We start from the raw sequence: 10,776 nt of genomic DNA on the forward strand, positions 1-10,776 counted from the left end.
CGATGTCCTTTGACCGCAGCGTGAAGATCGCGCCCTCCATCCTCTCTGCCGATTTCGCCAACTTTGGGCAGGAAATCCGCGCCATTGAGGCCGAAGGCGCCGACTGGGTGCATGTGGACGTGATGGATGGTCACTTCGTCCCCAACCTCACCTTTGGACCGATGGCGGTCAAAGCCTTCCGCCCGCATGTGAAAACCGTGATGGACGTGCACCTGATGATCGCGCCGGTCGATCCCTATATCGAGGCCTATGCCGATGCGGGCGCCGATGTGCTGACTGCGCATATCGAGGCCGGACCCCACATTCACCGCACCCTACAGGCCATTCGCGCGTCGGGCATGAAGGCGGGCGTTGCCCTCAATCCCGGCACCCCGGCCGAGGCGGTGGCGCATCTTCTGGACCTCACCGATCTGATCTGCGTGATGACGGTGAACCCCGGCTTTGGCGGGCAGAAATTCATCGACATGACGGGCAAGATCACCGACCTGCGCCAGATGATCGGCGACCGCCCCGTGCATATCGAGATCGACGGCGGCGTTGATCCCACCACCGCCCCCAAGGTGCGCGCGGCAGGTGCCGATGTGCTGGTCGCCGGATCGGCGGTCTTCAAGGGTGGCTCGGTCGACAACCCGGGCGTTTATGGCGAAAACATCCGCGCCATCCGCGAAGCGGCCAATGCCGCTTGAGGCGCTGATCTTTGATGTGGACGGCACCCTTGCGGAAACCGAGGAGCTGCACCGGCGCGCCTTCAACGAGACATTCGCCAAAGAAGGCCTCGACTGGCACTGGACCCAAGACGACTACCGCCGCCTGCTCCAGACCACCGGCGGCAAGGAACGCATAGCCCACCATATGCGTGACCTTGGCCTTGCGCCCGAGAGTATCGACATTCCCGCGCTGCACAGGGCCAAGACGGATCGCTATGTGCGCCTGATGGGCGACGGCGGGTTGAACCTGCGCCCCGGCATTGCCGCGCTGATCACAGAGGCAAAGGATGCAGGGCTGACCCCGGCCATTGCCACCACCACCAGCCGCCCCAATGTCGATGCCCTTTGCCATGCCTGTTTCGGCGCGCCTGCCGACAGTATTTTCCCGGTCATTGCCTGCGGCGACGAGGTCGCTGCCAAGAAACCCGCGCCGGATGTCTATGAGCTGGCCTTGAAACGTCTGGACATCGCCCCGGAAAACGCCCTGGCGTTTGAGGACAGCAGCAACGGTTTGCGCAGCGCCGACGCCGCCGGGCTGGCCTGTATCGTCACCCCATCGATCTACACAGGCGGCGATGATTTCACCGGCGCCGAATGCGTGGTCCCGGATGTCACTCACCTCGGCGGAATTGAGGCGCTCGCACCCCTTCTGCCCACGCCGCAAACCGTCTGACAAAAGGATCAAGATATGGCCGTCTCCCCTCCCGTTTGCGATTTCGGCTGGCGCGCGCCGGATTTCCGCCTGCCAGCCACCGATGGCAAGACCTACAGCCTTACGGATATCGCAGGCCCCAAGGGCACGCTGGTGATGTTCATCTGCAATCACTGCCCCTATGTGATCGCGGTTCTGGACCGGATCGAGCGCGATGCACGCGACCTGCAAGCCTTGGGCATCGGGATGGCGGCGATCTGTTCCAATGACGCGGAAACCTATCCCCGCGACAGTTTCGAGAAGATGGTCGAACTGGCCCGTGACCGAGCCTTTCCCTTTCCCTATCTGCATGACGCAGATCAAAGCGTCGCTCGCAGCTGGAATGCCGCCTGCACACCGGATTTCTTTGGCTTCAACGCCGCAGGCGCGCTGCAGTACCGGGGCCGCCTCGATGCTTCGGGGCGCAATCCGGCGCCGGAAGGCGCCCGGCGCGAATTGTTTGAGGCCATGCGACAGGTCGCAGACACCGGCCAGGGCCCGGCGGATCAAGTGCCGTCGATGGGCTGTTCGATCAAATGGAAGGATCCCGCATGAGCCGCGCAATCGTTTTCGACCTTGACGGAACGCTGGTGGACAGCGCCGCCGACATCCACGCCGCCGTGACCCAGATGCTGACAGAGTTTGGCAAGCCGCCGCTGACCCTGGCGCGGGTGACCAGCTTTATCGGCAATGGCATACCGAACCTTGTCCGGCTGGTCATGCGCGACAGCGGCATCCCCGAAGCCGATGAGAACCTCGCCATCACCCGGATGATGGCGTATTACGCAGCGCATCCCGCCGACCTGTCGCAGCCCTACCCGGGCGTGACCGACTGCCTTACGCGCCTGCAGGAGGCTGGCATTCGCCTTGGCGTCTGTACCAACAAATTCCGGGCCCCGGCGCTGCAGATCCTCGAAGCACTGGATCTGATGCAGTATTTCGACATCGTCGTAGGCGGTGATACTCTGCCCGTCCGAAAACCCGACCCGGCCCCTTTGCACCACGCCTTTGAAACCCTGGGCGGGACCTCGCGGATGTATGTAGGCGACAGCGAGGTCGATGCAGAGACGGCGCAGCGGGCGGGCATCGACTTTGCCCTTTTCACGCAGGGTTACCGGAAAACCCCGGTGGATCAGCTGGTCACGGCCTGCACCTTCGACGCCTTCCGGCATCTGCCCGCTATCGCAGACCGCGTCATGACGGTCAAAGCCGGGTCGGTCTGACCTGCCCCGCCGCCGCCCCCGGCAGGTGCTTCACCCGCCAAATGCCCCGGCCAGATGATCGATCAGCGCCCTGATGCGCGTGGTCAGATGCCTGTTGGGCGGGTAGACCGCATATAGCGGCATATTCACCGTGCCCCGATCCGCAAAGAGCTGCTTCAGCTCGCCGCTCTCCAGAAATGGGCGTGCCGCGTATTCCGGGACCCGGCCAATGCCCCGCCCCAGCGCTGCCATATTGACCACCGCGCGGGGGGAATTCGCCCTGAAATCCCCAGTGACCGTGACCGCGATCTGCCGACGCCCCTGGCTGAAGGTCCAGACCTCTGGCTGCGACGAAGCCGTCATCAGCAGGCAATTATGTGTCGACAGCGCGTGGGGTTCCTTTGGCTCGCCATGGGCCGCTAGATAGTTGGGCGATGCGGCCACAACCACCGGCATGTCGGTCAGCTTGCGCGCCACCAGCGAGGAATCCTTCAGCGTGCCGAACCGCACCGCAAGATCGACGCCGTCCTCAAGGATCGAAATATGCTGGTCAGAGAGCACAAGTTCGATCCGCACATCCGGATGCGCGGTTTGGAACGGCTGTAGCGCCTGCACCAATTCGCGGCTACCAAGCCCGGTCGGGGCCGTGATGCGGATCGGACCGACAAGCTGCTGCTGGCGCTGCTGCACCACGTCCTCCAGCTCTTCGAACTGATCAAGCAAGGCGATGCAGCGTTCCAGATAGGCCTGTCCGGTGTCGGTCAGAGTGACGCTGCGCGTGGTCCGGTGCAGCAATTGCGCGTCCAGTCTTTCCTCAAGCCGGGCCACATATTTGCTGGCCAGTTTGGTGCTGATTCCCACCTGCCGGGCACCCGCGGTAAAAGAGCGTTGCGCCGCCACGGCAGCAAAGGTGCGCATACAATCCAGCGTGTCCATTCTATGGAGTTCCTTGCATATTTTTTGTCGTCAATCCGTACATTATACTTCGTCAATTTCACCGGTTACCCTCACAATATGGCGAGTTTACCTTTGCCTTGTCCATAAGCCGCACAGGCATCAGACAAAGGAAGGAAACCCCAAATGTCCAATTCAATCCGTATTCACGGCTTCCCGCTCTCCGGCCACTCCCACCGGGTCGAACTGCTTGCGAACCTCGCCGGCATCGCACATGAGGTCATCACCGTTGACCTCGCCGCAGGCGCCCACAAGGAAGAGCCGTTCCTGTCGCTGAACCCCGCCGGTCAGGTGCCGGTAATCGAAGACGGTGACACCGTGATCGCTGACTCCAACGCCATCCTGGTTTACCTGGCTCGCAAGTACGCGCCGTCTTTCCTGCCCACCGATCCGGTGCTGGAAGCCGAGGTGCAGAAATTCCTCAGCCTGGCAGCTGGCGAAATCGCCTTTGGCCCGGCTGCAGCGCGTCTGATCAACGTCTTCAACGCCCCCTTTGACGCAGAATTCTGCGCGGCAACCGCCGCTGCCGTCTTTGGCAAGATCGAGGCGCATATGGAAGGCCGTGAATTCCTGGTGGGCACCGAGCCGACCATCGCCGACATCGCCATCTATTCCTACAGCGCGCATGCACCCGAAGGTGGCATCTCGCTGGAAGCCTACCCGAACCTGCGTCGCCTGCTGGCCAATATCGAAGGTCTGAAAGGCTTCAAAGCAATGCCCGTGACCAAGGTCGGCCTCGCAGCCTGATTGGTTTGGCCGTGGCGTCTTTTTCGGCGTTGCGCCACGGCCCCCTTGCCACCTGTGCTCCCCTGCAGTCCCAAAGCCTGCGCCGCATCGACAGAGAATTCGATGCCTTGCTTTCCGTCGCCGCGACGTAGCTTCAAGACGATTCTTGCGGCCCCTAGACATGTTCCTCCATCTGGACAGAACTCGGAACGCCCCTGATTTTCGCCAGAACTCCGTCATTTTCCAAAATTGCCGCAACAGCCGCTAATTCCAGATCCATAGAATGTCTCCCGCGACTGAAGGCTTATCACGCCGCTTGATGGTGTTTTCGTGTAGCCTCAAACCCGCCATGCAAAACGCCTTATGATTTCAGATTGCCAAACAGATTACACCCTAGATTGCATATCATTCAAGCAAGTTACGTCAGGAACGTAAATGAGTTCCGACAGCATGATCTTTGTTCTACAGCGTGCAGGCCAATTCTCCCAACTTCGCCGTCCTTGGTCCAACCGCCGCCTGATCCGCCGGATCACCAAGGCGCCGGATAAAGGTAGGACGCAGCGCGATCCGGCGTAATGGATCAGCCCAAATCCCCTTTCGTCAGCAACCACAACCACGCGACTTTGGCAGGCCACAGGATATCGCTTGCTCTGATAGGCTTCCAATATCCGGACCACAAATCCGGCCGCAGGAGCATCACACGTGGGGCCGGAAACACACAAGCAGCAACGCGTTCTAGATCTTGTAGGCAGGCAACCCGTCCAAGGCCTCTTTCAGCGCTTGTCCCCAGCCCGATGAAATCGCCTGATAGGCCGGATCGTCGATTTCAATCCGGGAAATACTTCTCTGATCAAAGCTGTCGTTGTCATACACATGCACATCAAACGGCGGTGCGACGGAGAGGTTTGATTTGACGGTTGAATCGAATGAAACCAGCAAAAGCTTCAGCGCGTCCTCTGTCGACATTTCCGGTCCGAAGGCCCGCACGAGGATGGGTTTGCCGTATTTGGTTTCACCAATCTGGAAAAATGGCGTGTCTTCGGAAATTTCGATGAAATTGCCTTCGGGGTAGACAAGGAACACCGTCGGCGCGCCGCCTTTGATCTGGCCCCCGACGATGACAGAGGCGCTGAAGGCATCCGACGATTGCTGCCCCTCAGGGGTGCTGTAGGAAATCACCTCGCGTAGGGTCGAGCCGACCAGACGGGCCACCTGGAACATGGTGGGCTGGTTCAGAATTCCGGGATCACGGTCATCGGCGGCTTCGGTACGTTCGCGCAGCAGGCTGATCAGGGCCTGTGTTGTTGCAAGGTTACCCGCCGTCATGATCGTTATGCTGCGCTCCCCCGGGACGCCGAACGTGAACATCTTGCGCGTGGAGGCAAAGTTATCGACACCCGCATTGGTGCGCGTATCCGACATGAAAATAAGGCTATGGTTCAGCCGCATCGCCACGCAGTAAGTCATAGGGAGTCACCAACAGATCAAGATCGCGAAACTTTCTTACTGCTGCACCTGTAAAGATACAATGAGTGACTCCTCACCGTGCCCTATCCGCAGGCCTGAGATCGGCGCAGCATCATGGGCGTCGCGTCCAATGGCAAGCCGCACATAGCGCTCGTCCGGTGAGATCTGGTTAGAGACGTCAAAGCCGACCCATCCCAGCCCCGTGATATGGGCTTCAGCCCAGGCGTGGCTGGCATCCTGATCGATCCGGTCGTCCATGACCAGATACCCGCTGACGTAACGCGCCGGAAACCCCAGCAGGCGAGCCGCGGAAATGAAGATATTTGCGTGATCCTGGCAGACCCCGCTGCCCTGACCCGCAGCCTCTTCCGCCTTGGTTTCGGTATGGGTTTCATTGAGCGTATAGGGCACGGCGCCAAGGACGGCCGCGGACAGCAGGTGCATCTTTTCCAGCTCGCTCCCTTGGTCCGGCACGCCATCTGCGATCGCTTTGATCAGCGGGCCAGCCTTGGTCAAAGCGGTGGATTGCTGGAAATACCAAAGCGGGGCACGACCATAGACAGGGCCAAGCACCCCGGCTTTGTCCTCGGTGTCCACCTCGCCGCGGGCGGTTATCGTCAACCCGGTTGCCCCTTCGTCCGCGCAGATCAGGCTGACGCGGTTACCGTGATGGTCACGATAGCTTGCCGCAACGCTGCCGTGCTCCACATCGATGTCCCAGTTTTTTACCTGTTGCAGGGGGCCGTCGACAGGTTGCAAACGGACCTGTTGCAGGGCGCCGGATACGGGATGATCGTAGATGTAGGTGGTGTTATGGGCGATCTTGATGCGCATCTAACTGATGAACCTGTATTCTTGTTCGATCCTCGTGCCGATGTCGGCGATATCGATGATCGATTGCGATATGAACTCGTGAAGCCCGTCTTCGAAGATGGATCCGATGTCCCGGTGCTGCAACCGTGCCTGCAGGGCACGCGCTGCCTTCAGACTACCACTTTCCTCGCCTCCGGTCGGACAGAGGGCCGCAAGATTTGAGGTGATGTTGCAGGCACAGAACGCCAGTGACCGGGGGAAGCGTTCATCGAGCAAAAGAAACTCTGCGATGCTGGCGGCGTTGAAATCATCGTCAAACGCGTGACGAAAGGACCGGTGCGCCGAGACCGAGCGCAGGATCATTTCCCACTGCACATTATCGAGCCTGCTTCCGACGAAGGACGGCGATGGCAGAAGTGCGTGATACTTCACATTCACAATCCGCGCGGTGCTGTCCGCCCGTTCGATAAAGGTGCCAAGACGGCAGAAGTTATAGGGATCGTTACGCAGCATGGTGCCGTGCAAGGCCCCGCGCACAAGGGCAGATTGATGCCGGATCGCTTCAAGCGTCTGTGGCAGGTCCGCCTCGGACACAGGTGTTTTAAGAAGATCCGTCAGCACCATCCAGGTTTCGTTCACGGCAATCCAGACTTCGGTGGTCAATGCGGTGCGGACAAGTCGCGCATTGTCTCGCGCTGCCTTGATCACCGACAGGACCGAGCTTGGGTTGCTTGGCTCCCGCAGCAAATAATCGCTGACGTTCTGGCTGGTGTATTCGAGATGCCTTGCGTCAAAGCCCTGTTTTTGCGCTGCGGCAACAATGATCGACCGCCAGTCCGATGCTGGATCCGTGGAGCGCGTCAGGGCAATACGGAACCCCGCTTCGATCAGACGTGCGGTGTTTTCGGCCCGTTCAAGCCCGCGGAACATCCAGTACAGACCGCCTGCAGTTTTTCCCAGCATATCAGCTCTCCAGGACCCAGGTGTCTTTGGTACCGCCGCCCTGGCTCGAATTCACCACAAGGCTGCCCTCGGTCAGGGCAACGCGGGTAAGACCGCCCGGCGTAATGTTGATCTCCTTGGGTGAAACCAGCGCGAAGGGCCGCAGGTCGACATGGCGCGGGGCCAGGCCCTTTTCAGTGAAAATCGGCACGGTCGACAGGCTCAGCGTTGGTTGGGCAATATAGTTGGCCGGGCGCGCGATCAGTTTTTCCCGGAAGGCTTCGATTTCCTTCTTGCTGGCCGCGGGGCCAACCAGCATGCCGTAGCCGCCCGATCCGTGCACCTCCTTCACCACCAGGTCGGAAAGGTTATCCAGCACGTATTTCAGACTGTCCGGCTCAGAGCAGCGATGCGTCTCCACGTTCTTCAGTATCGCTTTTTCGCCGGTATAGAATTCAATGATCTCGGGCATGTAGCTGTAGATCGCCTTGTCATCGGCCACCCCCGTGCCGGGCGCGTTGGCAATGGTAATGTTGCCCGCGCGATAGATGTCCATGATGCCCGGCACGCCCAGCATGGATTGCGGGTTGAAGGTCAGCGGGTCAAGGAAATCATCATCGACCCGGCGATAGATCACATCAACGGTACGGTATCCGCGTGTCGTGCGGACCTTGATCCGCCCGTCAATGATGCGCAGGTCGTGCCCCTCGACCAGCTCGACCCCCATCTGATCGGCGAGAAAACTGTGCTCGTAATAGGCCGAGTTGTGAATTCCCGGCGTCAGCACCACCACAAAGGGGCGGCCTTCGCAATTCGGCGGGGCTGATGCCTCAAGCGAGGCGCGTAGGTTCTTGGGGTAATCGCTGACCCGCTGTACCTTGATCTGGCTGAACAGCTCCGGGAACATCTGCAGCATCGTCTCCCGGTTTTCCAGCATGTAGCTGACCCCGGAGGGCGTCCTAGCATTGTCTTCAAGTACGAAGAACTCATTCTCGCCCGTGCGCACGATGTCGGTGCCGACGATATGGGTGTAGACGCCACCAGCGGGAGTAAAGTCGATCATCTGCGGCAGGAAGGCATCGTTTTGCGCAATTACAGAGATCGGCACGATGCCCGCCCGCAGGATTTCCTGCCGGTTGTAGATATCGTGCAGAAAGGCATTGATCGCCCGCACCCGCTGATCAACGCCGCGGGCAAGGGCGCTCCACTCCCGGTTCGATAGAATCCTGGGTATCAGGTCGAAGGGGATCAGCCGTTCTTCCGCATCATCCTGACCATAGACATTGAATGTAATGCCGGTGCGTCGGAAAAATCGCTCCGCCTCTTCGGATTTCTGGGCAAGGCGCACAACGTCCTGCTGGTTGAACCATGCATGGTAGCGGTCGTAGGGACCCCGCACACCGTTTGAGCGACACATTTCGTCGAAAAATTTATCTTTACTCGTCATACCTAACCGTTGCCAGACACGTAGCATAGCACAAGAACTGACAACTTTTTAGCCCCTGCCGCATCGGTCGATGCCTATTTTTTGAGCGCAATCGCACCTACGCAACGAGACGTCAGCTTCGCGGCCTGAGCCATTTTTGGACTTAGGTTACTCCACAATCGAATCCACGCGCTCGGCAGTTTGTCGTTATCGACTAAGCAGCGGAACAAAGATCTGACACCAGACAGAAAAATGTCGCTCACGGTCTTGGCTAACAGATCTCGCATGAGGCAATCGCGCTACACATTCCAAAAGCACACCCACCGCAAGCACAGCTGCAACTTTGAAACGGGCAACCATCCCAATCCACGAGAGTTTTCTTTTCTAACGTGATAGAGTGGTGCGGGTGAAGGGACTTGAACCCCCACGCCTTGCGGCGCCAGAACCTAAATCTAGCGAAAATCTAACCTTTTCAACGGCTGGGCGGTGGTTTTTTTACAAAACACAAGGTGAACGTAGGGAGAAAGTGTAAAACGCCTATTTCACCGGCTCGGCTGTGATCGAGGTCTTATAACCGCCGCTATCGAGAACGTGGACCGCCCGGCTGATCAGCCATTCACCGTCTACATAGGACCGGAACCCGATGGCGTTTAGCCGTGCCTCGGCAACCGCATCGGGGTTGCCCGGCATCGTCAGCGAGAAGCTGCGCCCTGCCCGTGCGAGGCGCTTCAACTCCGCTTCTGCGGTTCGCTGGGCCGTGGCCTTGTCGGGAAAGCGGCGGCGCAACCGGACTGCCGGATCGCCCTCGCCCGCCTCGACCTCGACCGGCTTGCCTGCCTTGAGATCCTGCGTTGTGGCGATCACGCGCCCGACCCGCTCACGCAGGCTGTTGCGGTAACGCCATTCGGTCACCGCCTTTTTGCGGACCTCCACAACCGGCATGGGCTGGCCGGATGCCGTCACGCTTTCCCCGCGCCGGGTCATGATCAGGCGCCCGTTGCCCGGCTTGGCAATCGCGTCGAAATCCCGTGCAATCCGCGACAGGAGGTTGATATCGCTTTCGTCGATCTGGTCGATATGGGGCAATTTTTCGTCACGCAGACTTTCGGAAACCATCGCCTCGAGGCCGTGCTCGCCCGCGATCTTGTCGACCATGGCGCCGACGGTGGTGCCTGCGGGCCAGCTCCGCTTTTTTTGATCGGTCAGCGCCGTCTTTCCGCTGGTGGTTTCCCCATTCACCGATGCGGTGCCGGTGATCGTCACGGCATCCGGGGGGCCACCTGCCTCTATTGTATCAGCGATAAACAGGCCCATGTAAGTCAGGCTCAGCGGGAACCCCAGCCAGACCTTGATTTCGGCGCCCGCACGCGGTTCCTGGATCTTGGCGAACAGGTTGGTGTCGCTCAAGGTAATCTGGACGTGGTCGGACTGGACCCCCGCTCCATCGGCAACGCGCAGGCTGACCATGCGCGGCGCCAGAATGCTACTGATATCCTCGCCGTCGACAGTGACGCGAAAGAACGGACGGAAATCCATCAATCCCATAGGCGCAGGCTTTCGGCTTCTTTCGGGGCATCGATCACAGGTAGCAAAAGCCGGGTGCCCAGCGGCAGGATCGGCCCCAGCGCGGCAATGCCTTGGTTCGCCTCGATCACTGTTTCGAGCGCTCCCCGGATCTCGGCGCCGTAGTGACGCCAGACAATCTCGTCGAGCGTTTCGCCCTCCTTAGAGTCTGATTCAAAACTTTTCGAGTGAATTCATTGTCTTGCGAGCATCCGCGTGACGCGGCGGATGTGTGCGATTGTGACCCAAGCTGCCGCGCTGGCGATGGATTTTTCCCAATCCTTC

At 59.8% G+C, this 10,776-nt stretch carries 13 protein-coding genes and 1 pseudogene; 6 read left to right on the forward strand and 8 right to left on the reverse strand.

Annotated features, from left to right (window positions below; all coding sequences use genetic code 11):
- The first annotated feature begins 2 nt into the window (after window positions 1–2).
- Genes rpe through gph form a run of 4 tightly spaced genes read left to right on the forward strand, consistent with a single transcriptional unit; the run spans window position 3 to window position 2,621 of the window.
- A complete protein-coding gene (rpe, locus tag AAFO90_RS18835; protein WP_347510370.1) occupies window positions 3–686 on the forward strand; it encodes a ribulose-phosphate 3-epimerase in 684 nt (227 codons plus the stop codon).
- Window positions 676–1,380: an HAD family hydrolase gene (locus AAFO90_RS18840; protein WP_347510371.1), complete on the forward strand. Its 705-nt coding sequence runs from the start codon at window positions 676–678 to the stop codon at window positions 1,378–1,380. Before rpe ends, AAFO90_RS18840 begins: the two co-directional genes overlap by 11 nt.
- A 15-nt stretch (window positions 1,381–1,395) precedes the next feature.
- Entirely contained in the window at window positions 1,396–1,953 is a 558-nt protein-coding gene (locus AAFO90_RS18845) for a thioredoxin family protein (protein ID WP_274829163.1), read from the forward strand.
- Complete coding sequence (gph, locus tag AAFO90_RS18850) at window positions 1,950–2,621, forward strand: phosphoglycolate phosphatase (protein ID WP_347510372.1); 672 nt, start codon at window positions 1,950–1,952, stop codon at window positions 2,619–2,621. Before AAFO90_RS18845 ends, gph begins: the two co-directional genes overlap by 4 nt.
- Before the next feature lie 30 nt (window positions 2,622–2,651).
- Here gph and AAFO90_RS18855 read toward each other — a convergent pair whose 3' ends face one another.
- Window positions 2,652–3,536, reverse strand: coding sequence for a LysR family transcriptional regulator (locus AAFO90_RS18855; RefSeq protein ID WP_347510373.1), 885 nt, complete (start codon window positions 3,534–3,536; stop codon window positions 2,652–2,654).
- Window positions 3,537–3,680: 144 nt separating this feature from the next.
- On the opposite strand from AAFO90_RS18855, the gene AAFO90_RS18860 reads away from it, so the two are divergent.
- Complete coding sequence (locus AAFO90_RS18860; protein ID WP_347510374.1) at window positions 3,681–4,301, forward strand: glutathione S-transferase; 621 nt, start codon at window positions 3,681–3,683, stop codon at window positions 4,299–4,301.
- A gap of 414 nt (window positions 4,302–4,715) precedes the next feature.
- Window positions 4,716–4,856 (forward strand): hypothetical protein, encoded by a 141-nt coding sequence (locus AAFO90_RS18865; protein WP_347510375.1) that lies wholly within the window; start codon window positions 4,716–4,718, stop codon window positions 4,854–4,856.
- 159 nt (window positions 4,857–5,015) lie between these two features.
- On the opposite strand, the gene AAFO90_RS18870 is transcribed toward AAFO90_RS18865, so the two are convergent.
- The 7 genes and pseudogenes from AAFO90_RS18870 to AAFO90_RS18900 form a co-directional block, all read right to left on the reverse strand.
- Window positions 5,016–5,747 carry a peptidase gene (locus tag AAFO90_RS18870; protein WP_347510376.1) on the reverse strand — a complete coding sequence of 244 codons (732 nt, stop codon included), beginning with the start codon at window positions 5,745–5,747 and terminating at the stop codon, window positions 5,016–5,018.
- Window positions 5,748–5,783: 36 nt separating this feature from the next.
- Window positions 5,784–6,581, reverse strand: a complete 798-nt coding sequence (locus tag AAFO90_RS18875) for a transglutaminase family protein (protein ID WP_347510377.1) — start codon at window positions 6,579–6,581, stop codon at window positions 5,784–5,786.
- Window positions 6,582–7,523 (reverse strand): alpha-E domain-containing protein, encoded by a 942-nt coding sequence (locus AAFO90_RS18880; protein WP_065272804.1) that lies wholly within the window; start codon window positions 7,521–7,523, stop codon window positions 6,582–6,584.
- A gap of 1 nt (window position 7,524) precedes the next feature.
- Window positions 7,525–8,949 carry a circularly permuted type 2 ATP-grasp protein gene (locus AAFO90_RS18885; protein ID WP_347510378.1) on the reverse strand — a complete coding sequence of 475 codons (1,425 nt, stop codon included), beginning with the start codon at window positions 8,947–8,949 and terminating at the stop codon, window positions 7,525–7,527.
- Between the two features lie 516 nt (window positions 8,950–9,465).
- Window positions 9,466–10,473, reverse strand: a complete 1,008-nt coding sequence (locus tag AAFO90_RS18890) for a contractile injection system protein, VgrG/Pvc8 family (RefSeq protein WP_347510379.1) — start codon at window positions 10,471–10,473, stop codon at window positions 9,466–9,468.
- The gene (locus AAFO90_RS18895; RefSeq protein ID WP_347510380.1) at window positions 10,464–10,685 is read right to left on the reverse strand and encodes a tail protein X; all 222 of its coding nucleotides are present in this window, start codon (window positions 10,683–10,685) and stop codon (window positions 10,464–10,466) included. The genes AAFO90_RS18890 and AAFO90_RS18895 overlap by 10 nt, the downstream gene beginning before the upstream one ends.
- Window positions 10,686–10,776 (reverse strand): annotated as a pseudogene (locus AAFO90_RS18900) (IS5/IS1182 family transposase); the annotation flags it as partial.

Origin of the sequence: Phaeobacter sp. CAU 1743, assembly GCF_039839315.1 — a bacterium.
Taxonomy (GTDB): Bacteria; Pseudomonadota; Alphaproteobacteria; order Rhodobacterales; family Rhodobacteraceae; genus Phycobacter; species Phycobacter gallaeciensis_A.

Coding starts and splice junctions, on each gene's coding strand:
- rpe (WP_347510370.1), top strand. CDS start 3: ATGTCCTTTGACCGCAGCGTGAAGATCGCGCCCTCCATCCTCTCTGCC.
- AAFO90_RS18875 (WP_347510377.1), bottom strand. CDS start 6,581: ATGCGCATCAAGATCGCCCATAACACCACCTACATCTACGATCATCCC.
- gph (WP_347510372.1), top strand. CDS start 1,950: ATGAGCCGCGCAATCGTTTTCGACCTTGACGGAACGCTGGTGGACAGC.
- AAFO90_RS18890 (WP_347510379.1), bottom strand. CDS start 10,473: ATGGGATTGATGGATTTCCGTCCGTTCTTTCGCGTCACTGTCGACGGC.
- AAFO90_RS18865 (WP_347510375.1), top strand. CDS start 4,716: ATGAGTTCCGACAGCATGATCTTTGTTCTACAGCGTGCAGGCCAATTC.
- AAFO90_RS18880 (WP_065272804.1), bottom strand. CDS start 7,523: ATGCTGGGAAAAACTGCAGGCGGTCTGTACTGGATGTTCCGCGGGCTT.
- AAFO90_RS18870 (WP_347510376.1), bottom strand. CDS start 5,747: ATGACTTACTGCGTGGCGATGCGGCTGAACCATAGCCTTATTTTCATG.
- AAFO90_RS18855 (WP_347510373.1), bottom strand. CDS start 3,536: ATGGACACGCTGGATTGTATGCGCACCTTTGCTGCCGTGGCGGCGCAA.
- AAFO90_RS18860 (WP_347510374.1), top strand. CDS start 3,681: ATGTCCAATTCAATCCGTATTCACGGCTTCCCGCTCTCCGGCCACTCC.
- AAFO90_RS18885 (WP_347510378.1), bottom strand. CDS start 8,949: ATGACGAGTAAAGATAAATTTTTCGACGAAATGTGTCGCTCAAACGGT.
- AAFO90_RS18845 (WP_274829163.1), top strand. CDS start 1,396: ATGGCCGTCTCCCCTCCCGTTTGCGATTTCGGCTGGCGCGCGCCGGAT.
- AAFO90_RS18840 (WP_347510371.1), top strand. CDS start 676: ATGCCGCTTGAGGCGCTGATCTTTGATGTGGACGGCACCCTTGCGGAA.